Source organism: Pseudothermotoga lettingae TMO (assembly GCF_000017865.1).
Classification (GTDB): Bacteria; Thermotogota; Thermotogae; order Thermotogales; family DSM-5069; genus Pseudothermotoga_B; species Pseudothermotoga_B elfii.
On sequence record NC_009828.1, the window covers coordinates 400,485 to 422,562 of the forward strand.

At 39.2% G+C, this 22,078-nt stretch carries 23 protein-coding genes; 7 read left to right on the plus strand and 16 right to left on the minus strand.

The annotated features are described in order from the left end of the window. Positions 1-5 precede the first annotated feature (5 nt). Genes mreB through TLET_RS01940 form a run of 7 tightly spaced genes read left to right on the plus strand, consistent with a single transcriptional unit; the run spans position 6 to position 5,140 of the window. A complete protein-coding gene (mreB, locus tag TLET_RS01910; protein ID WP_012002421.1) occupies positions 6-1,016 on the plus strand; it encodes a rod shape-determining protein in 1,011 nt (336 codons plus the stop codon). A gap of 4 nt (positions 1,017-1,020) precedes the next feature. Next, positions 1,021-1,770 carry a flagellar basal-body rod protein FlgF gene (flgF, locus tag TLET_RS01915; RefSeq protein WP_012002422.1) on the plus strand — a complete coding sequence of 250 codons (750 nt, stop codon included), beginning with the start codon at positions 1,021-1,023 and terminating at the stop codon, positions 1,768-1,770. 18 nt (positions 1,771-1,788) lie between these two features. Next, positions 1,789-2,574, plus strand: coding sequence for a flagellar basal-body rod protein FlgG (gene flgG / locus TLET_RS01920; RefSeq protein ID WP_012002423.1), 786 nt, complete (start codon positions 1,789-1,791; stop codon positions 2,572-2,574). A 37-nt stretch (positions 2,575-2,611) separates the two neighbouring features. Continuing rightward, a complete protein-coding gene (gene flgA / locus TLET_RS01925; RefSeq protein ID WP_012002424.1) occupies positions 2,612-3,271 on the plus strand; it encodes a flagellar basal body P-ring formation chaperone FlgA in 660 nt (219 codons plus the stop codon). 4 nt (positions 3,272-3,275) lie between these two features. Then, positions 3,276-3,875, plus strand: a complete 600-nt coding sequence (locus TLET_RS01930; protein WP_012002425.1) for a flagellar basal body L-ring protein FlgH — start codon at positions 3,276-3,278, stop codon at positions 3,873-3,875. A gap of 9 nt (positions 3,876-3,884) precedes the next feature. After that, entirely contained in the window at positions 3,885-4,880 is a 996-nt protein-coding gene (locus TLET_RS01935; protein WP_012002426.1) for a flagellar basal body P-ring protein FlgI, read from the plus strand. Further along, entirely contained in the window at positions 4,880-5,140 is a 261-nt protein-coding gene (locus TLET_RS01940; RefSeq protein ID WP_012002427.1) for a rod-binding protein, read from the plus strand. Before TLET_RS01935 ends, TLET_RS01940 begins: the two co-directional genes overlap by 1 nt. A gap of 1 nt (position 5,141) precedes the next feature. On the opposite strand, the gene prfA is transcribed toward TLET_RS01940, so the two are convergent. The 16 genes from prfA to TLET_RS02020 form a co-directional block, all read right to left on the minus strand. After that, positions 5,142-6,185, minus strand: coding sequence for a peptide chain release factor 1 (prfA, locus tag TLET_RS01945; protein WP_012002428.1), 1,044 nt, complete (start codon positions 6,183-6,185; stop codon positions 5,142-5,144). Next, positions 6,182-7,240: a type IV pilus twitching motility protein PilT gene (locus TLET_RS01950; RefSeq protein ID WP_012002429.1), complete on the minus strand. Its 1,059-nt coding sequence runs from the start codon at positions 7,238-7,240 to the stop codon at positions 6,182-6,184. The genes prfA and TLET_RS01950 overlap by 4 nt, the downstream gene beginning before the upstream one ends. Positions 7,241-7,244: 4 nt before the next feature. Next, positions 7,245-9,980, minus strand: a complete 2,736-nt coding sequence (gene ileS / locus TLET_RS01955) for an isoleucine--tRNA ligase (RefSeq protein WP_012002430.1) — start codon at positions 9,978-9,980, stop codon at positions 7,245-7,247. A 13-nt stretch (positions 9,981-9,993) separates the two neighbouring features. Next, the gene (locus TLET_RS01960; RefSeq protein ID WP_012002431.1) at positions 9,994-10,356 is read right to left on the minus strand and encodes a response regulator; all 363 of its coding nucleotides are present in this window, start codon (positions 10,354-10,356) and stop codon (positions 9,994-9,996) included. Further along, on the minus strand, positions 10,353-12,944 hold the full coding sequence (locus tag TLET_RS01965) for a sensor histidine kinase (protein WP_012002432.1): 2,592 nt from the start codon (positions 12,942-12,944) through the stop codon (positions 10,353-10,355). The genes TLET_RS01960 and TLET_RS01965 overlap by 4 nt, the downstream gene beginning before the upstream one ends. 53 nt (positions 12,945-12,997) lie before the next feature. Then, positions 12,998-13,453 carry a Mut7-C RNAse domain-containing protein gene (locus TLET_RS01970; protein ID WP_012002433.1) on the minus strand — a complete coding sequence of 152 codons (456 nt, stop codon included), beginning with the start codon at positions 13,451-13,453 and terminating at the stop codon, positions 12,998-13,000. Between the two features lie 105 nt (positions 13,454-13,558). Next, positions 13,559-13,783: a DUF5320 family protein gene (locus tag TLET_RS01975; protein WP_041428385.1), complete on the minus strand. Its 225-nt coding sequence runs from the start codon at positions 13,781-13,783 to the stop codon at positions 13,559-13,561. A 1-nt stretch (position 13,784) separates the two neighbouring features. Beyond that, positions 13,785-14,150, minus strand: coding sequence for a helix-turn-helix transcriptional regulator (locus TLET_RS01980; RefSeq protein ID WP_012002434.1), 366 nt, complete (start codon positions 14,148-14,150; stop codon positions 13,785-13,787). 13 nt (positions 14,151-14,163) lie between these two features. After that, positions 14,164-14,514, minus strand: a complete 351-nt coding sequence (locus tag TLET_RS01985; protein WP_028843436.1) for a NifB/NifX family molybdenum-iron cluster-binding protein — start codon at positions 14,512-14,514, stop codon at positions 14,164-14,166. A 372-nt stretch (positions 14,515-14,886) separates the two neighbouring features. Beyond that, positions 14,887-15,804, minus strand: a complete 918-nt coding sequence (locus TLET_RS01990; RefSeq protein WP_041428387.1) for a sugar phosphate isomerase/epimerase family protein — start codon at positions 15,802-15,804, stop codon at positions 14,887-14,889. A gap of 59 nt (positions 15,805-15,863) precedes the next feature. Further along, a complete protein-coding gene (locus tag TLET_RS01995; RefSeq protein ID WP_012002437.1) occupies positions 15,864-16,808 on the minus strand; it encodes a substrate-binding domain-containing protein in 945 nt (314 codons plus the stop codon). Positions 16,809-16,843: 35 nt separating this feature from the next. Further along, positions 16,844-17,782, minus strand: coding sequence for an ABC transporter permease (locus TLET_RS02000; protein ID WP_228369027.1), 939 nt, complete (start codon positions 17,780-17,782; stop codon positions 16,844-16,846). Positions 17,783-17,796: 14 nt separating this feature from the next. Further along, positions 17,797-19,287 (minus strand): sugar ABC transporter ATP-binding protein, encoded by a 1,491-nt coding sequence (locus TLET_RS02005; protein ID WP_012002439.1) that lies wholly within the window; start codon positions 19,285-19,287, stop codon positions 17,797-17,799. After that, a complete protein-coding gene (locus tag TLET_RS02010; RefSeq protein WP_012002440.1) occupies positions 19,280-20,317 on the minus strand; it encodes a Gfo/Idh/MocA family protein in 1,038 nt (345 codons plus the stop codon). The genes TLET_RS02005 and TLET_RS02010 overlap by 8 nt, the downstream gene beginning before the upstream one ends. A 15-nt stretch (positions 20,318-20,332) precedes the next feature. Continuing rightward, positions 20,333-20,962 carry a PIG-L deacetylase family protein gene (locus tag TLET_RS02015; protein ID WP_012002441.1) on the minus strand — a complete coding sequence of 210 codons (630 nt, stop codon included), beginning with the start codon at positions 20,960-20,962 and terminating at the stop codon, positions 20,333-20,335. Next, positions 20,959-21,957, minus strand: coding sequence for a LacI family DNA-binding transcriptional regulator (locus TLET_RS02020; protein WP_012002442.1), 999 nt, complete (start codon positions 21,955-21,957; stop codon positions 20,959-20,961). The genes TLET_RS02015 and TLET_RS02020 overlap by 4 nt, the downstream gene beginning before the upstream one ends. Positions 21,958-22,078: the final 121 nt, after the last annotated feature.

The following is a 22,078-nucleotide window of genomic DNA, read 5'->3' on the forward strand; positions in this document are numbered from 1 at the left end:
TAAAAATGCCGAAAGGTGATCTTGGAATAGACCTTGGTACAGCAAGCTTTATAGTTTATCAGAGAGGAAAAGGTATTGTCATTTTTGAACCATCTGTCGTTGCGATTTCTGAAAAAACAGGGGAGATAGTGGCAATAGGCGAAGAGGCCAAGAAAATGCTTGGCAAAACTCCAGAGTATTTCAAAGCCATTAAGCCAATGAAAGATGGTGTGATAGCAGACTACAAAACTATTGAGGCGGTAATCAAAGAATTCATAAACCGCACCGTGAGAAGATCTTTCTTTTTCAAACCGGATCTTGTTATAGGCATTCCAACGAAAGCCACGAGTGTTGAAAAAAGAGCAGTTTTTGAAGCAGCGCTTAACGCAGGAGCACGTCAGGTTCATGTGATTTCTGAACCCCTCGCAGCGGCAATAGGTTCAGGTATAGATGTGACAAAATCTGAAGGGAGTATGGTCGTAGATATAGGCGGAGGTACAACCGACATAGCCGTGATAAGTCTTGGAGGGGTTGTGGTTGGAGACTCTATCAAAATTGCAGGAGATGCAATGGATGAGGCTATTGTCAGATTTGCAAGAAGGAAGTACGGGCTGGTCATAGGAGAGCCTACCGCAGAACAGGTAAAAATAAGGATAGGAAAAATCCACTCTTCCATGGAATCATATGAAATAGAGATTAAAGGCAGAGACGCTGTTACTGGACTGCCAAGAACAGATCAGATAAACTCTGATGATGTTATGGAGACGTTGCGTCCTTTAGTTGAAACAATAGTAAGCAGGATCAAGATGGTTCTCGAAAAGACTCCGCCAGAACTGGCGGCGGATATAATAAACCAAGGTATTGTGCTTACGGGTGGTGGAGCTTTGTTAAGAGGCCTTGATTTGCTCATATCTGAAGAGCTTGGAGTGAAGACGATAATAGCTGAAGATCCCATAACTTCTGTAGCGAGAGGTACAGGTATTCTGTTAGAGAATCCAGATTTGCTCAAGGTTGTTGCTACTTCATACTCGAGGTGATAGCGTGTTAAGGGGTATTTATACTGCTGCAATGGGTATGCTTCTGGATATGAGTAAACTCGATGTAACTGCAAATAACCTTGCGAACGTCGAGACGGTTGCGTATAAAAGGGATAAACTTGCCTTTAGAGCATACCAGGACAGGGCAATATATGCCCTACCAGATCGAAGGCAGCCAATTGGAAATTTGACATACAGTGCGGTCCTGGACGACGTGTTCTTAGATTCATCTATGGGAACTTTCATGAAAACTGATAATCCAATGGACTTTGCCATTGATGGAGAAGGATTTTTCAGTTTACTCGGAGAAGATGGGGTATATTACAGCCGTGCTGGCAATTTCAAATTAAATGAGGAAGGGTATCTGGTAAATACTGATGGGCTTATGGTGCTTGATGAGAACAATCAGCCGATAAGATTTGAATCCAGTTATGTTGTTGATGCCGATGGATATATCAGAGACCCTGTGGGTAACGTGATAACCAGGTTGGGTATCTACAATTTCGATGATCCAGGTGAATTGAGAAAGATTGGTTATACGTTATTTCAACCAACGGAAGAAAGTGGCCAGCCTGTTGTTGCAGATGAATTTAGGATTTTATCTGGATACGTTGAATTATCAAATGTCAATGCAATAGATGAAATGGTAAACCTAATCGAGGCACAGAGGCATTTTGAAATTTCTCAAAAAGCTCTCACAGTATCAGATGAAACTCTGGCAAAACTAATATCTCAGGTTGGTTCTCTCAAATAATGGGAGGTGCTATTGAAAATGATGGTTTCACTTTATTCTGCAGCAACAGGAATGTGGGCACAACAGTACAAACTTGACACAATTTCAAATAACCTTGCCAATGTTGATACGACTGGTTACAAAAAAGTTAGAGCTGAATTTCAAGACCTCGTCTACCAGTATTACAAAAACGCAGGTACTCCCACCGCGGTGAATTCTACTATACCAACAGGAATATATTTTGGGCATGGCACAAGACTCAGTGCCACCACCAAGATATTTTCACTTGGCAATATGGAATATACAGGTAACGCACTGGATGTGGCGATTACTGGAGATGGTTTTTTTCAAGTGCAGTTGCAGGATGGTAGAACTGCTTATACAAGGGATGGTACATTCAAAGTCGACAGCGAAGGAAGAGTAGTTACATCGAACGGTCTGGCTCTGATACCGAATATTGTTGTACCGGCTGATGCCGTTGCCATTAACATATCTCCAGATGGTATTTTTTCGGCAGAAATGCAAGATGGTACAGTTCAGAATCTTGGAACCATCACGCTTGTCAGGTTTGTAAACCCATCTGGCTTGAAAGCAGTGGGAGATAACTTATACCTGGAGACCACGGCGTCGGGCGAACCCATCGAAGGGACACCAAATCAAGATGGTTTTGGCGCGTTGCAGCAAGGATATCTTGAAAAAGCTAACGTTGATGTTGTGAAGGAAATGGTGGATATGATAACTGCCCAGAGAGCTTATGAACTTAATGCCCGGGCAATTCAAACAGCTGACAATATGCTGCAAACGGTATCCACGTTGAAACGATGATCCATCCTTTCTTTGAATTTTGAGTGAGGATGGAAAAATGTGGAGAATTTTTGCTTTTTGCCTGATTTCCGTAAGCGCTTTTGCCGTTTTTGAAACAGATGTGCAAAGTGCCATAATTGATTTTGTACTTTCTCAGATCAGCGAAACTGCAACCGTAACAGACCTTCAATTCAAACAATCGATTCCCTCAGCTGACAGATTCGAGATTCTTTCGTGCAACTTCAATGGCAATAAAACAAATATTCTGATCAAGTTCTACAATAATCGATCTTTTGCCGGTTATGTTCAGGCGTCGGCACTTATTTCACAGCCAAGGAAGATTTTAATTGCACGCAGAACTATTAAAAGTGGAGAGATTATTAAAAGAGAAGATGTGGAGCTGGTCGAGTTTGATGTATTTGGAAAGAAGGGAAATTTTACGAACAATCTTGAGGTTGTCGCGGGAAAAGTGAGCAGGAAAATGTTCCGTGAAGGAGAGCCAATAGACCTATTCTACCTTGTCAAGGCGCCAGATGTGAGGGCCGGGCAGGTTCTCTTAGCAGTTTTCGAAACAGGTTCGGTTCTGGCTACAGCACTTGTGAGAGTTTTGCATGATGGAAATTTTGGAGAGATCGTTAAAGCGAGAAATGTTGATACTGGATTTCTGATTCAAGGAATTTTGAGATCAGATTATACAATTCTCATTTCTGGAGGCTGAGAGTGTGAAAAAATCCTTAATAATTGTGATTGTCTTCGCTTTATATACAACTTTTGTTTTTCCTACGTCGTTGTGGAACAACTCTTCATCCGCGCAGTTTAAAAACATAATAGCTGATAGAAAAGCGAGCAAAGTTGGTGACATAGTAACAATCGTGGTCAAAGAAACACCTCAAATAAATTCTTCCAGCTCAAATGACGCTTTTGAAAATGCTCTTGTGAATCTGTTTACAGGTGCTGTAAAAAACATCACGCAATTTGATCTCTCTCAGTTCATACCTATAAACAACAACTCTCAGCAGCAGAGATCCGCTCAACTGAGCTCAACAGTTGTTTTAACTATATCGGCAGTGGTGGTAGATATCCAAAATGGTAATCTGGTTGTTGAGGGGAACAAAAAATTGAAAGTGGGTGAACAGCTGAGCGAGATAATCATACGGGGCACTGTTAGACCTGATGATATTTCACACAACAATACAGTTGATTCTTCAAATATTGCAAACTGTCAAATATGGGTTAATGGAGAACTGGTTTTTCGGCAGAACCCGGATCAGCAATCGTGGCTTGATTATTTGTTATCAGCAATTGCAAAATGGTTTTTGTGAGGTGAGACAGTGCGAAAGGTCACCATATTTATAATCATTATTGTGGCTCTAACTGGCTTTGGCTCTGTAAGAATAAAAGATATTGCTGATTTCAGAGGAGCCCGCGATAATCAGCTTTTTGGAATAGGAGTAGTTGTTGGCTTAAATGGAACAGGTGATTCTGGTCAGGTAAACTCTACACTGCTCGCCAATATGGCAAAAGCCTTTAATGTCAGCATAGATTCGGACAGCTTGAAAACGAAAAATAGCGCTCTTGTTATGGTTTTCGCAGATATTCCACCGTTTTACAAAGAAGGAATGAGACTTGATGTGTCTGTTGCCTCTATAGGTGATGCCAAGTCTCTTGAAGGAGGTTTTCTGGTTCAGACACCGCTTTATGGTGCAGATGGAAATGTATATGCCGTGGCGCAGGGAAATGTAAGTGTAGGGGGCTTTGATGTTAAAGTGTCGGCTAATCTGCAGAACAAATACAGAATAGTTGGGTATATACCCAACGGTGCCATTGTGGAAAAAGAAATCCCATTTGAATTTGTTCAGTCGAACAGTGTAACAATACTGTTGAAAAAGCCGGATTTCACAACATCGGCCCGCGTTGCCCAGGCTATCAATACAACTTTCGAAAGAAAAATTGCGAAAGCCGTGGATGCCTCTTCTATAAAAATAGAAGTTCCTTCTGCTTTTGAAGATGATATAGTTACCTTTCTATCTCTTGTGGAAGAAGTAGAAGTTTCTGTTGATCAACCAGCAAGAGTGGTGGTGAATGAAAAAACGGGCACAGTTGTTTTCGGTGGAAATGTTAAAATTCTTGACTTTACTCTATCTTATGGTGTTTTTAATATTACAGTGAAAAACGGCAAAGTGGAATCCTCCGAGGAAGTTGACGCAACTGTTTCATCGCTTGTCTCAGCTTTGAAAAATCTTGGAGCAACCCCACAAGACATAATAGCTATACTTCAAACAATGCACAGTGCAGGCGTATTGCTCGCAGACCTGGTGGTGATGTGATGCTTGTTCAAAGCGTTGATAGTGTCAGAACGGACAAACTCTACAATGCCTGTTCAGAATTCGCTGGTAGCCTTTTTTACGAAGTATTCAAAAAAATGTACGATTCTATCCCAAAATCCGACCTTATACCAAGAACCCCTGCACAGGAATGGTTCACAAATATGCTTTTTTACGAATATTCAAAGCAGGTGGCAAAAGATAATCTGAAGTCACTTGTCAGAACAATTTATGAGCGGCTTGCTCAGAACGCTTATCAGTAAATCAGTTTCTGGTCAGCTTTATTAATTCACTTTCAAAAAGTTTCATTATTAGTTCATCAAGATCCCCATCAAGTATTTCCTGCAATCTGTATGTTGTGTAGTTTATTCTATGGTCTGTTACTCTGTTTTGAGGAAAATTGTATGTTCTGATTTTCTCGCTTCTCTCTGCTGAGCCGATCTGGTTTTTTCTCTGATTAGAGAGTTGTGAGTTGATCTTTTCTTGCTCGATTTCATAAAGTTTTGCTCGCAAAATGACAAGTGCACGCTCACGGTTCTGATGCTGTGATCTTTCACTTTGGCAGGAAACAATTATGCCTGTTGGGAGATGTGTTATCCTCACAGCCGATTCTGTTTTGTTGACATACTGTCCACCGTGTCCTGAAGCCTTGAAAGTATCTATTTTTAAGTCTTTCGGGTCAATATGAATTTCAACATCTGACACCTCTGGTAACACAGCAACAGTGGCTGTTGATGTATGTATTCTGCCTGAAGATTCGGTGACAGGCACCCTCTGGACTCTGTGAACACCACTTTCATATTTCAAATATTTGTAAGCAGATTTTCCTTTAACAAAGAAAACGATTTCTTTGAAACCGCCAAGCCCTGTATCGTGAAAATCTGACAGTTCTACCTGCCAGCCTTTCCGCTCTGCGTAACGAATATACATTCGATAAAGGTCAGCAGCAAAAAGGGCAGCTTCTTCTCCTCCTGTGCCGGCTCTGATCTCAAATATGACATTGTTATGTTCTTCAAAAGGTAGAAGGTGAGAAATTAGTTGAGAAATTATATCTTCGTATTGCTTTCTGGCTTTCAGAAAATCTTCCTCAAGCGAGGGATCTTCTTTCATTGCTTCTTGCCAGAAATTCATCTCTTCTTCTACTTGTTTGAGTTGCTGGTATATTTCGAGGGCCTCTTTCAACCTTGAATATTCAACAGAAAATTCCCGCAACTGCTCGATATCCAGATTGGAGCTGGATAATTTTTGTTCAAGCTCGATGGTTTTCTTATTAACATCTTTGATTATTGATTCAATTATGTCTTTCATCCTAATTTCTTCCCCATTTCCTGCTGGTTCCGGGCATACTCATAAACCTGTTTTTTATCGATTAATCCGCTCATATAAGCTCTAAACAGAGCATCATCAAAGAGCACCATACCCTGCCTGGAACTTGTCTGCATAATTGATTCTATCTGGTGTAATTTATTCTCACGTATCAAGTTTTTAACAGCAGGTGTACCAACCAGTATCTCGAGCACAGGCACCATACCTTTTCCATCAATTCTTGGTAGCAATCTTTGATAAATTATCGCAATAAGTGTATTGGCAAGTTGTAGAGCTATTTGTTTTTGCTGATGGGCTGGAAAAACATCTATAACTCTTTCCGGTGCACTTGCTGCGCTGTTTGTGTGGATAGTACTGAATACTAAATGGCCTGTTTCTGCTGCCGTGAGTGCAAGAGACATTGTTTCAAGGTCTCTCATTTCACCAACAAGTATGACATCTGGATCTTGTCTGAGAGCATATTTCAACCCATCGTAAAAGCTGTTTGTGTCCTGACCGAGTTCTCTTTGATGAATGACGGATTTTTTGTTTGTGAAAATGTACTCTATAGGGTCTTCGATAGTTATTATATGATAAGGGTGATTTTCGTTTATATAATCTATCATTGCAGCAAGAGTGGTAGATTTTCCACTGCCTGTTGGACCGGCTACCAGGATCAAACCTGAATCTCGTTCGGTAAATTCTTTCAATATATCTGGCAAACCGAGTTCATCGAAAGTTCTTATTTTTCTGGTAATCAGTCTTAAAGCCAGAGCAGGTTTTCTGCGTTCGTAATACAGATTTCCTCTCACCCTTACTTGTTCACCAACACTGAACGCAAAATCTATTTCTTTTTTCTCCAGATTGTTCGTCATTCCTATCTGGTCGAACAATTTTTTAAGCGACATAACCAGATCACTTTCACCCATGATGCCAAAATTTTTTTGCTCAACAAGAAGACCGTTTATTCTATAAATAGGCGGCATATCCACCGAAAGGTGGATATCCGACGCCTTTTTGCTGAATGCATCTGCCACGAGAGCCGATATCTCTATCATACAATCACCTTTTTTCTTTAAGAACAGCCATGCATCTTGGGCAGATATTGGGAAACTCCGAATCTGAATTGGTCAGCGGATCATATTTCCAGCAGCGCTCACATTTCTCACCTTCGGCATGTTCAACTTCAATGTGTAGATTTTCGTCAGAGTTGCAAATTTCTACTTTGGAGACTATGAAGAATTCTTCCAGGTATGCCGAATATTTTTTGAGTAAATCAAGGGTTTTCTTAGAGCCGGTTTTGATAGCAACCTTTGCATCGAGTGAATGACCTATCAAACCATTCTGCCTGGATTCTTCAAGTGCTTTCAAAACGAGATCCCTCAATTGGAGAAGTTCTTCAAAATCATTCATCAGATTGGTGTCTATGTATTCCTCTTTATATTCAGGCCAATTTTCAGCCATTACAGTTTGATATTTTTTCTCACCAAAGTTTAGAAACTCGTAAGCCTCTTCGCACGTGAAGGCAAGAATTGGCGAGAACATGACAAGCAGTGATTTTAGAATATTATATAAAACTGTTTGAGCCGATCTTCTTTTTAAAGAGTGCTTTCCTTCGACGTATAGTCTATCTTTCACGATATCCAGATAGATAGCGCTTAGTTCTACAGAGCAATACTTCACCAGTATGTTATATGCTTTGGAAAACTCATAACTTTCGTATGCCTCTGTTACAGATTTTATTATTTGCTGAAGTCTTCCAAGTGCCCATCTATCTACCGGAAGCATCTTTTGGAATCCGATAGAATCTGTTACTGAAAAATCCTGAAGGTTTCCCAGAAGGTATCTTATAGTGTTTCTTATTTTTTTATAAACCTCGACCTGCTGGAAAATTATATTTTTGGATATTCTGATATCGTTGAAATAGTCACTGCTTGCAAGCCACAATCTGAGTACATCTGCACCGTATTTAGAGCATACTTCAAGAGGATCGACAACATTTCCGAGAGATTTACTCATCTTCTTTCCTTCTGCATCTTTTATGAATCCATGCGTTAGAACAGTTTTATACGGAGGTTTATCGTGTGTTATGACAGAAAGGACCAGTGACGAATTAAACCAGCCTCTGTGCTGGTCGCTTCCCTCAAGATACATGTCTGCGGGAAATGTTAATTCCGGTCTTGTGGTTAAAACTGCCTCGAAAGAAGAACCGGAATCAATCCATACGTCAAGAGTATCGTTCATTTTAACAAGATCCTCCGAACCGCAATGTGGGCACACATATCCATCGGGCAGGAGTTGTTTTTCACTGAGTTCAAACCAGGCATTTGTTCCCATTTTTTTAACTATTTCGGCAAAATGCCTGATCAATCTTGCATCAAGAACAACCTCGCTACACTTGCTGCACCTGAAAGCCGGAATAGGTGTCCCCCAGGCGCGTTGCCTCGAAATGCACCAATCTGGTCTTTCTTCCACCATAGCACTTATTCTATTTTTTCCCCAGGCTGGTATCCATGCCACATTCTGTATATTTTCAAGGACCCTTTGCCTCAGGTTGTTTTTTTCAACAGATATAAACCATTGCTCTGTTGCCCTGAATATAACAGGTTTCTTGCATCTCCAGCAGTGCGGGTAAGAATGCTTGATGGTTGATTCCTTAAGAAGAGAGCCATTGTTTTTTAAATCTTCTATTATCTGTTTGTTTGCTTTTTCAATATGCATGCCAGAATATTTTCCGGCTTCCTCTGTGAAATAGCCTTTTTCATCAACTGGGGAAATAACGGCTAAACCATTCACGAGATGGCCGAATTCGTAATCTTCCTCACCATGTCCCGGTGCAATGTGCACGCAACCAGTGCCTGTTTCCATGTCTACGAAATCGGCTGTGATTATGCGAGATTTTCTATCAAATATTGGATGAACAGCCTGTTTTCCTTCAAGGAAATGCCCTTTGAATTTTTCAAGAATCCTGTACTCATCTATACCAATTTCCTGCATGGCCATTTTCAATAATTTCTCAGCAAGGATCCAGATTTCGCTTCCTACTTCTATTTTCACATATTGTTGATCTGGATGGACGGCTATTCCGGTATTTCCCGGCAGGGTCCATGGGGTAGTTGTCCAGATGATTATGTATTCATTTTCTGAGTTCTCCATTTTAAATTTGACATAAATAGATGGTGAATCGTGGTCGTGATATTCTATTTCCGCCTGTGCAAGGGCTGTACCGCAATTATTACACCAGAGAACCGGTTTAAGCGCTCTGTAAACATAGCCATCCTCCACCAGCTTTGCAAAAATTTCATAGATTTTATACTCATATTCAGGGTTCAAAGTCGCATAATAATTTTCCCAGTCACCTATAACGCCAAGTCTTTGAAACTGTTTCTTTTGCATTTCTATCTGTTGTTTTGCAAATTCTTCACAAGCTTTTCTCAATTCTGTTTGAGACATAGATCTCGCCTTTTCTCCAAGCATTGTCGTAACTTTGTGCTCTATTGGTAAACCGTGCGTATCCCATCCGGGTACATAAGGCGATTTAAATCCGCGAAGTGTTTTGTATCTCACAACTATATCTTTCAGTATCTTGTTCATAGCAGTGCCTATGTGAATATCGCCATTTGCATAAGGTGGACCATCGTGAAGGACGAAGGTTGGGTTATTCTCTCTGTGTTTTAGCAGATAATCATAAATATTCATTTTTTGCCATTTTTCAAGTATACGCGGTTCTTTTTCCACCAAATTAGCGCGCATTGAGAACTCAGTACCGGGAAGATTGAGAGTGGATCTGTAATCCAAAACAAGCACCTCCTCACATTTGCAGAAGTTTCTTGACTGTTTCTTTCAATTCAGTCAGATCAGTTGATTTGACCACGTATGCATCCGCAGCCCACGAAGCAAGGTCATATTTATAATGCGAATAAGCAGTCAAAAGAATTATTCTTAGTGCAGGATATTTTTGTCTCAGAATGCCAGCGAGTTCTATGCCATTCATTCCTGGCATTTCGATATCAATTGTGGCGAGATCAAAATCATCTGATTCGATCCTTTTCAGCGCTTCTTCTGCATTTGAAACAGTTTCCACTTTGTAACCAAGTTCCTCAAGTTCTTCACTTATGAGCAATCTCAAATTTTGCTCATCATCAACGACAAGGATTTTAGCTTCTTTCATCATTCGCCCTCCCTTTTTATTGGGATTTCAAATTTAAACTCAGTTCCCTCTGGCTTCGATTCCGCCCATATGCGCCCCCCGTGCTCATCTTCTATTATTTTCTTGCATATGGGGAGGCCGAGGCCTGTTCCGTAAGTTTTCGTTGTGTAGAAAGGCACAAAGATTTTTCTCAGATTTTCTTCAGATATAGGCTCTCCTGTGTTAAAAACGGAAACCAGTACTCTATCCTGGTCCTGTTGACTTTTTAAGATAATCCTACCACCTTGCGGTGTCGCTTCTATGGCATTTTGAACAAGATTTATCAAAACTCTCTTTATTCTGTTTCTATCAGCCACTACTTCTTGCAAAGGCGAGAGCATAAATTCAAGGTTGATTTTATTTCTGGCAGCTTTTTCTTGCATAAAAAATGCTACTTCCTCTATCAATTCATTTATTTGAAATTTGCTTTCATCTATATTTCTTGCGCTTCTGCTGAATTCAAGTATTTCTGAAACTATATTCTGCAAATTGTCCACTTCGTTACTCAGTATGTTGAGGTATCGTTCTCTTGCCTGTGGATCTGAAATGTTTTTCTTCAATCTGTTAAGGAAACCTCCTATAACGGTTATTGGATTTCGTAATTCATGCGCAACTCTTGCTGACATTTCTCCCAACAGTGCTAATTTTTCTTTGTCTTTTCTTTCCTGTTCGAGCAAGTACTGGTCGGTAACATCTTCAAGCGTTACAATAACACCGTTCATTGATGAACCTGCTATATCCCATAAGGGAGAATATTTTGTATCGAAAAACCTCTCCCCATTTGCAGTTTCTATTCTATATCTGGAAAGAGTAATTGTTTCACCACGCTCAAAAACTTTCATTGCAACACCAAATACATCCTGAAATGCCTCACCAAAATCTGTGTATGCGCTTCCAATAACTCTTTCCTTTGGCAATCCAAGCAATTGCTCTACTCTTTTGTTGCATTCTAAAACCTTTCCTTGCCTATCAATTACTATGACGGCAGTTGTAAGGTTTTGAAGAATGCTCTCGCTAAACTTTCTTAGATAATCTATCATATTTTTTTGTTGTTCAAGGCTTTCTGTTTTTTTCCTCAGCTCTTCGTAATTTGTCGCATTTTCTATCGTTAATCCTGCACTATCTGCTATAATTTTCAGAACTTCTGTGTCGATTTCGGAAATTGGATTTCCTGTGAATTTGTTGTCCAGTATGAGTACACCTATGGTATCCCACTTTCCTATCAATGGGACAACAGCGAATTCCTCTGTCTCCAGGAGATTGGTTAGATCTTTAACGGCTTCTCCCATACTTTTTGCAAGTGGCGGGGTTATATGGATCAGTTTTCTTCTCAGAACCACTCTTTCAAACACCGGGTGATCTTTGTAATGAAACATTTTTCCCTCTATTTTTTTCGTAAGTCCATTAGAAATATCAAGCATAAGCGCCTCTTCTCGCAGGTATTGAGAAAAATCGCCGTAACTCATCGCTCTTCTTTCAGCTTCTCTCCATATTTTTGTTATATCTTCCTCACTGGATGGGCCTAACCAGATTTTTCCGAACAGGGTTTCTGTCTTTCTATCACGTAAAAGTAATAAAGCTCTGTTGAAACCAAGACCCCTTCCCGAAGTCAATCCCAGAAGAAGGATTTTGTATACATTATTGGGATCGTAACTTGCCCTCATAGCATTGCTTATATTGTGAACCAGATCCATTTTTTTCAGATAAAGTTGCTGTTGTTTGATCAAATCCTCGTAACGCTTTGTATAGTTCTTGAGCTTCTCAATTTCTTTCTTGAGATTATTTTGATACTCGAGCCTTGTATAAGCGAGTGAAATACGCCTCGCTACTTCATGCAACGTTGAGAGGTCAAATTCGTCAAAACTGTATCTGGTTCTGTAGCCTTCTTCTGATATTTTGTTAATAGCGATCAGAACTCCCAGAATTCTGTCTTGCAACCTGAGAGGCACAGCTATCAATGATTTCACAGGAATGCTTGCAAAATCTATCTGCGTTTTTATGTTTAATATTCCACTGTCTGATTTTTCTATCTTTGATATGAACGGATGAGATTGTGGAATACTTTCTACCAAAAGTTGATTTCTATCGATGCCAAATCCAGCTGTAAAAACATAATTTTCAGAGATCTTCTCGAGAAAGAGTACCATATCAGCTCTCAGAATTTTTGCCACTACCTTGACCATTTCTTTTTTCAACTCATCCTGATCATCGTAGCTATAAAAAGCATCTGTCAGCTGACTCATGTTGTGGTATCTTTCTGCGGTATTTTCAAGCTCTGTGAATCTATCAAGCCACCACAGGGAAAAAGCAAGCTCCTCAAGAAGATTGTCAATTGCTGGTAAATTTTTTGGATTTCTCAGCGCTATAGCCCCTGTAAGCTTACCGTTGTATTCGAGTTTTATTGTATGCGAATCATTCATCAAGGTGTTTGAATTTATTTTCAATACTCCGATTTTTTCATGCTGATGGGTTGTCCCGACCAATCTGAAATGATCTTTTTGGCTTTCGTAAATAAACAAATCGCAATGCTCGGCATTAGCCTGAGAACAGATTATCTGGGCTATTTGAGACATAGCACCTGTCTTATGTCCTTTCTGAAAAAAATCAGCAACCAGGCCAAATACTTTCAGAATCCCAACCTCCTGAATTCTTCAAAAATATGCTGCACGTGTGTTCCTTCCCAGTAAACTCTCCCGCAAATTGGACAGGTATAAAAAACATCTTGTGTCTCCTGGACATAAAGCGGAACCTTTTTTCTTATCTGCTCGTTGCTTGATATGACAAGATCAACATTGCATAAACTGCATCTCATCATTATTTTATCTTTTTTTCTCAAATCAAAAACTTTTGATAATTCCACTAACTGATCTCGCCACATTTCAGAGTTAATCAGGAAACTTTTCAAACCTTTTTTGATTGCTTTTCTGTGTAAAGTTTTATCCCTCGTGATCAAAATTCTTCCTGTTTGCTGACATAGCTGAAGAATGGCTTCTTCTTTTATGTTGTTTATATACATGGTGTCAAAGCCAAGCAGTCTTAACTTTTTAGCCAGCTTTCCCAGCATTCTGTCAACAAAAAACACACCGATCTCCCCATTCGGTTTAAAACAATTATACTCAAAAAATCCGGAATCTGGAAAGAAAAAAGCGGGCTGAAGCCCGCTCGAGGATTCCATATTTGAAATTATTCATTTTGTTTGCAATTCGTTGATTCTTGATTCAATCTGGCTCAACTGATCTTTCAGAAGCTCTGCCTGAGTTTTTAAAAAATTCAGTTCTTGATCTCTTGTCAATGATAAAGACGGTGAAAAACCTGGATACCAGCACCTGGGAAGTCCTCCTCGGCCTCTTCCCACGTAAGGCCAAGCTGGAGAAAATCCTCTGAAGCCATATCCTCTTACGTATCCATACATTTTATTCACCTCCCTCTGCTTCTTTTATTAATTTTTCCATCATTTCTATATCTCGCTTAGCTTTCAGACACCATTCTCTTAAAAAACCTTTGCCTGTATCAGTAATGGTATAAATTCTTCGGGCCGGTCCGGTTCCTTCAGTATTCCAGTCAGAGGCTACCAGCCCGTGCATTTCCATCATTCTTAAAGTCCTGTATACGATGCTGGGGTGTAATAAGCTTGTATCTATGCCTATAGACTCTAAATCTTCAATCAATGAATAGCCGTGAATTGATTTCTTTTTAAGGATTATTAGTATTGAAGGAATCAGCATCTCTCCTGAAAATAGAAACTGTCCACCGCATCCTCTACCTCTTCTACCTCTCATCAATTTTCTCCTTTCAATGAACATGACCTTCTGTCATCTCTGGAAGTTTACCTTGCTTATATTCAAAAACAGCTTCTTCAACAGTTTTTGCAATAGTTTTCAGAACCGTGATTCCTGCCTGGTGCAAATTATCAAGTGCCTTCTGCCCCATACTGTGAGCGATAACAACAGATGCGTTATGATTTATCACGACATCTATAGCTCTTGAACCACCATGAAAATGTTCCCCTGTGTTTGCAATGTGCTTCACATCAATTTTTTCATCAGTAAGCTCAACAATTGCAAAATAAGGCGCTCTTCCGAAATGTTCAGAGATTCTTGATTTCAGACCATTGTTATCCAGTGCTGGAATTGCTATAACCATGCTATCTCCTCCTGTTATTTTTTCATATATAATTTTAGCATCTATGTGCATATTGTCAATATATACACATGTATACATTGGTAATTGTCAGAATTGTAGAAAAATACGAAGTTTCTGTGGAATTAGACCTATCCCAATTTACGAGGGGATAATTTCAGACAGATCTGCCGTGCAAGCTTGCCCAATATATAATATACGATTTGCAAAAAACTAACTTCTAACAAAAAGCAGCTCCTTAAGACAAAATAGGACAATTTTCATTTTCTTTATGGCTTAAATAGCTGTTAACAGAACTTAACCTAAGCTAATATCGTAACAATAAGATTTCTTTTGATTTAAATTGTTAGGATCTGCAAATCTTTCTTTTATGGTCTAAAATAATTTTCTGAGGAATTCATGACCCATCCTTAGTCCTATTTTTGATCTCTCAGTTTCACCAGCCCAAACAGGGTCTTCATGTTCAATGCTTATGACAAAATCATATCCTGCTTTTCTCAATGTTTTTGAGAGAGCTTCCCAATTTATTTCTCCTAAACCTGGTAATCTGTAAATCCACCAGCTTTTTCCATGAAGGTTTGTTCCATAGTAACCAAAGATGCCCTGTTCATATAAAGTTTGCCTATTTATTTCAACATCTTTTGCATGCACATGAAAGATTCTTTCACTGAATTCCTCAATTACTTTGATATAATCGATACCAAGCCAGAATAGATGGGACGGATCGTAATTCAATCCAAAGGAAGCTGGTGTTATTCTGAAAATCTCTCTCCATAGCTGTGGTGAATAAAATATATTACCTACTTTTTCGTGTTCTTGCCAACCTACCATAGGACAGTTTTCTATCATAAGTTTTACATTTTTGCTCTCAGCGTAAGTTATCAGTGGTTTGAAAACTTTCTCAAATTCTTCTAAATTTTGCTCAACAGATTTGGTTATATCTCTTCCAATAAATGTGCCGACTAATTCTACTCCGAGCAGACTGGCAGCATCGATAACTTTTCTCAGGTGTTCATTTATTTTTTTTCGTTTTTCCAGATTTGCATCTAAATTGTTATCATAGTACGCTAAGGATGATATGATCATGCTGTTTTTTTCAAAAAGAGCTTTTATGCGATCTATTTTTGATTTATCGAGCTGGTCGACATCAATAGTTGTTGAAGAAAAATCCCTTTCATTTACCAAAGGCCAGGTGGCTACCTCAAGTGCCTCAAAGCCTTCTTTTGAAGCCCATTTGACAATCTCTTCAATGCTGGTATTTCCAAGAGCAACTGTTAAAAAACCTATTTTCATAATTTGACCTCCTTGAAACATAGGGTCAGGCATTTGCCCGACCCTTTCTGAAAATTTGTTTAGAAAACAGATTCTGGGAAGTAGTAATCTTTGGCATTTTCTTTTGTGACAGTTTCGGTTGAGAGGATGATTTTTCTTGGAATACCTCTCTGGTAGAATCCGTTCAGATGTTCCCCTTTGAGGGCCATAACGGCAAGATTAATTGCCGTAGATATCATATTGGGTGGATAAGTAAAATCTACTCCGATTAACGGATGACCATCCATGATCATCTTAACAATGTTCTTCTCACATGCTCCACCAACAAGGACGATATTTTTGTCTCTTCCTGCTTGCTTTAAGGCGAGTAAGACACCGTGAAGCATATCGTCATCTCCAGTCCAGACTGCGTCTATATTCGGAAATTTTGTGAGCAAAGTTTGCATGATTTCAAACGCTTTTTCTCTGCTCCAGTATCCTGGTTGCTGAGCTATGATTTTAACATTTGGATATGGTTCAAGTGCTTTCTTGAAAGCTTCGACTCTCTCCGTGTTTATCGTCGATGGGATACCTTCGATAACCACTACATTACCTTTTCCTCCAAGTTTTTCAGCAATGTATTTGCCGGCTAAATATCCATACATATAGTTATCTCCAGCAATATAGACGTTATACTCTTCAGAGTTAATTCCCCTATCAACAATTATTGTGAAGATACCATCTCTGAACGCCTGAACGCATATGGGAGTTAACGGAGCTGATTCGTATGGGTTAATCACAAGAGCGTCTATTCCTTTTGCTAAAAGGGCCTGTACCTGAGCAATTTGCTCACTTGGTTCTTTCGCGGTTACAAGGTAGAATTCAACGTCTGGGTCGTTTGCATACTGTTTGATTGCATATTGAGCCCACCAGACCATGCCGCCTGTCCAACCGTGGTCCGCTGCTGGAATTGCAACCCCTACTCTGAATTTCGCAAAACTGAGAATTGTGACAATCAAAAGCAGGAAAATCAGAACTTTTTTCATGAAAACACCTCCCTCTAAATTGCCCTATCGGGCTTTTATTGTTTTTTAAGATTTTGAAGAAGTACTGCACCTATGATTATCAATCCTTTAACCATACCCTGAAGGTAAACGGCTACGTTTAACATAACAAGCATGTTGTTTATAACGCCAAGAATAAGTGCACCAAAAAATGTACCGATAACATTTCCCTTTCCTCCGCTAAGGCTTGTTCCTCCTATAACAGCAGCGGCTATTGCATCAAGCTCAAAGTTATTGCCGGTTGACGATGAACTGACAGAACCCATCATGGAAGACAGCAAAACAGCCGAAGTCACCACTGATATACCACTAATCACATATGTCATGGTTCTCACCCAATCTACTTTTATGGCTGAATAAATGGCCGCTGTTTCATTTGCTCCTACTGCATAAACATATCTTCCAAATCTGGTTTTATCAAGCAGAATGTATGCAAATATTGTATAAGCTATAAAAATAATCATTGTGAGGGGCAATCCAAGTATGTGTTTCATACCGATGCTTGAGTACTTCTGCGACATGCTCATATAAACTCCGCCATTTGCGAAATTCAACACTAAGGATCTGTATATTGCCATGCCGCCAAGAGTTGTGACAAAAGCAGGAATTTTACCTTTTGTAGTGAGCAAACCTACTCCAAAACCCATGACTGCACCAAGTACGTAAGTCAAAAATATTGAGAAAACGACAGACAAATTGCTATCTCCAAATTTGTTGACCATGGTGATTGCAAAAGCCCCCATGAGTGCTACCATAGAACCAACCGACAGATCAATACCACCGGCTATCATCACAAAAGTTATTCCGACTGCTATAATCCCAACGTAAGATGTTTGCCAGAATATGTTCAGTATATTTCTCCTGCTCAGAAAGGCAGGACTCAATATTCCAGAAAATATCATCAATGCGATGAGTACAAAAATAATTCCATATTTTGAAAAGCTGAATTTTGGCAAGGTCTTTATGAAAATCACCCTCCTTTAAGGCCTGTTGCATAGTAAATCAGGTTTTTTTCATTTATTTCATCTCCGGAAATTGTGGCCGCAACGGTCCCGTTTCGCATAACAATGACTCGATTGCAAAGTCCTATTATTTCAGGTAATTCAGAGGAAACAACAATAAATGTAATCTTAAGCTCTCGAATCATATTGCTCATTATTTCGTAAATCTGATGTTTTGCATTTACATCCACACCGCGTGTTGGCTCGTCAAAAATGAGAATATTTGCCCCGGTTTCAACCAATCTGGATATGACAACTTTTTGCTGGTTTCCGCCGCTCAACGTACCCACTGGTTGCCATGGACTTCGAGCCTTTATATCGAAATTCGCCTGGTATTTTTTGAAAGCTTCGACTTCTTTGTGATTGTTCAGCAGAATTTTTGAAAATTTCTTCAAAGACATCAAAGTTGTGTTTTTAAATATTTCCATTATTGATATAATTCCTGATTGCTTCCTGTCTTCCGGCAAATAGGCTATACCAAGTTTTTTTGCTTCTTCAGGATTCTCTATTTTTACTTCTTTACCGAAAACTGATATCTTGCCATTATGTTTTCTCAGGCCTATAATTGCTTCCATCAGTTCTGTTCTTCCAGATCCAACAAGGCCGTAGAAACCGAGTATTTCACCTCTGAAAACTTTAAAACTCACATTTTTGACACATTCATCTTTTGTTGTAATGTTTTTCACCTCAAGTGCAATTTGTTCAGATGGTGCAGGTTTTTCTGGGTACATCTTTCCCAGATCTCTGCCAACCATAAGCTCTGCTATCTGTTTTTCAGTAAGCTCTTTTGTTTCGCATTGATGTACTTTTCTACCATCTCTTAAAATAATCAGCTCATCTGATATACTTTTTACTTCCTTCAATTTGTGTGAAATAAAGACAACTGTAATTCCAGATTTTTTCATATCAAGTGCAACCTCAAATAATTTTGAAATCTCTTCGTCAGTTAGCGATGAAGTTGGTTCGTCCATAATCAAAATTTTAACTTTCTTCGAGATGGCTTTCATTATTTCAACCATCTGTTTTTGAGCTGGTGAAAGTTTTGAAACATAGGAAGCAGGATCAATATTAAGTCCCAGTTTTTTTATATACTGCTCTGTCTTTTCGATCATTTTTCTTTTGTCTATTAGAAAGCCGCGTTCTATCTCATTTCCCAAAAATACGTTTTCATAAACCCTCAAACTTTCAACAAGATTGAGCTCCTGAGGTATCAATATAATTCCTAATTCTTTTGCCTTGAGTGGATCTAAAGATACTTTCTTTCCCTCGAGAAAGATATCTCCTTCAACTGGCTTAAGAAATCCGGATAATACTCGCATCAGCGTGGATTTTCCGGCCCCATTTTCCCCTACCACACCGTATATCTTCGATTTTTGAAAATCTACATCTATATTGTGCAAAACTCTGACTGATGAAAAATCCATGCATATATTTCTTGCGGATAAAACCGCTTCAGACATCTATGATTACTTCCCCTTTCTTTTGGAATGATTCTGCTATTTTTTCAATTATTTTTATGGCTATGTACCCATCTTCCGGTTTCACTATGGCTTTTTCCATGCCAAGGCATACTTTTGTGAAATGATCGACCACCGGTAATTTCCAATACGGATCTTCATTGGTAAAAAGTGGTTTCATATTTATTTCTCCGTGAAACTTCACAGGTTTTTCCAGATATATTTCAATTTTTGAAGGATTTGTCTGCCCCACTTTCATCGTTCCTTTTTCACCGTAAATAACTATGTAGTTTTCCTCAAGACCTTTAGTGATCCAGTTTGCATCGAGGGTTGCCAGTGCTCCGTTTGAAAGTTTCAAGATGGCGCATGCTATATCCTCGACATTTGCCTTTTTTTCCAGAGTATCTGTAACAGAAACGCATCTTATGATATCTAAATCTGTTATGTATCTTATTAGGTCTATTTTGTGAACCCCGAGATCCCCAAGTGCACCAAAAATAGCCGAATCTTTTCTAAAAAACCATCCAGCAGTGGGCGACCAATTTTCGGGCCCTGAATGGGAAAACATGGTTTTAACTAAGCGTATCTCACCGAGTATTCCAGACTGTACTATTTCTTTTGCTTTCTGGTGGTGCGGAAAAAATCTTTGCGAATGATTGGTCATAAGCACTTTTTTATTTTCTCCAGCGAGCTTAACCATTTTCAAAGCTTCCTCGGAATTGGCTGCCATTGGTTTTTCTACGAGTACGTGCTTGCCTTTTTTCAGAGCCTGAAGAGCAACTTCAGCATGCAGAGAGTTAGGAACTGCTACAACCACGGCATCTATATTTTCTTTGTCAAGTAATTCCATGTAATCGGTGTAAAAATGAACACGGTGGTCGTTCAACTTTCTTTTAAAAAAATCAAGTCTTGCGGCATTTGGATCAGAAATAGCGATTAGTTCAGCATATTCACAGTTATATATATTTGGAACATGAAGTACCTCTGATATCTTTCCGGCTCCAATGACGCCAAATCTTATTTTTTCAGCCAATGAAAACACCTCCCGTTAAATTCTGGCGATATCCAAGAGCTTTTTTCTAAATGGAGCAAGTGGAAATCTCGAACCACAATGTTTAAAAACTTCAGCAAAGTCACATCCTACCTGAATTCCTCTGAACCCGGGAGTATAGACTACAGATGGCATTATCTCTTTTAAAAACACCTTTTCATCAAAAGCATCTTTCATCATTTCTATGGCCTGTTTTTTGTGACCAAAGAAATCTGTTATATCGATAGCTATATCAAAATCAAAATTCAAACTCGATGCGGGGATTTCAAAAAGATACACCTCTTTTTCCTCTTTTCTTGCTATCTTTAAAGTAATTCGACCGACCAGCTCGTGATCATAAAGTATTTCATTCTGCCAGTGTGTAAAGACAATATCTGGTTTGAGTTCTTTGAAGAGCTCCTCAATTTTTCTGGAAAACTCTTCTTCGTCAATTTCTCCATATCTGTAAGGAAAGCTCAAAGCTTCTACACCAAGGTGGTGCATTGCATCTTCAAAACCTGATATCCTATCTCCACATGCAGATACAACCCAGATTTTGTGCCCCAATGTACTCAAATTTTTTAATGTTCCCCCCATACCTATAACTAAATCATCGCTGTGTGCCGCTGTTACAAGAATTTTCTTCATTGGCTTTCTCTGCCTTTCAGACTTGATTGTCTGATAACCAGGTGTGGAGAGAAGACATAGCGTTTTATTTTAAGATCTTTCTTTATAAGTTCAAAAAGAAGTTTTGCAGATATCTGCCCCATTTCCTCTACTGGCTGATGAACAGAGCTAAGAGATGGTGATATTATCTCGCATAAATTTTCATCATCATCGAATCCAACAATTGCAATATCTTTTGGAATGTTCAGGCCAAACTCTTTAACGGCTTTCATGGCGCCCATTGCGACTAAGTCGTTCATACAAAAAATGCCATCCACTGTTTCTCCTTGTTTGAGGATTTTTTTCATATTTTCATAGCCCTTATTTTCATCGTAACCTGTTGCAAATATTCTTGGTTGAAAGCCACTTTCTCGCATGGCTGCCTCATAACCATTTGCCCTTTGCAGAGATACAAACAACTCATGTGTGCCACCGAGATGAACAACATGTGTACAACCATTTTCGATCAAATGTTTTGTTGCACTGTATGCACCATGATAGTTATCCAGAACGATTGAGACAACGTTTTCGCATTCGTAATCCTTGTCAAAAACAACAACAGGTATGTATTTAGAAACTTCCAAAACCAGTTCATCATTAACACGAGAATTTCCAATAATTATTCCATCAATGCCAAAAAATCGTGCATTCTTGATCAATTTTTCCTCCCGTTCGAGGTTCCTGAACGAATCCATAAGTATAATCAAAGCATCCTCACCGCATGTTTTCTCCACACCTTTGGTAAGTTTTGCAAAAAAAGGGTTAGTTATATCTGGTACAATTAGCCCTATTGTGAGAATTCTTGATCTGCGAGCCATCGTGCGTGCGTGGTAATTTGGAGTGTATCCAAGTTGCCTTGCCACCTTCAATATCTCCCGGCGTTTCTTCTCGCTAACTCTCCCTTTACCATTCAGCACTTTTGACACGGTGGAGATGGAAACATTGGTCAAATTTGCCACGTCTTTTAACTTAAACAAACTAAAACACCTCTTTTAATAAGATGAGCAAACGTTTAACCACTTATGTCACATAAACGATACCAGAAATCAAACGTTGATCAAAATATCGATATAGATATTTATTTGCTTTTTTAATCTA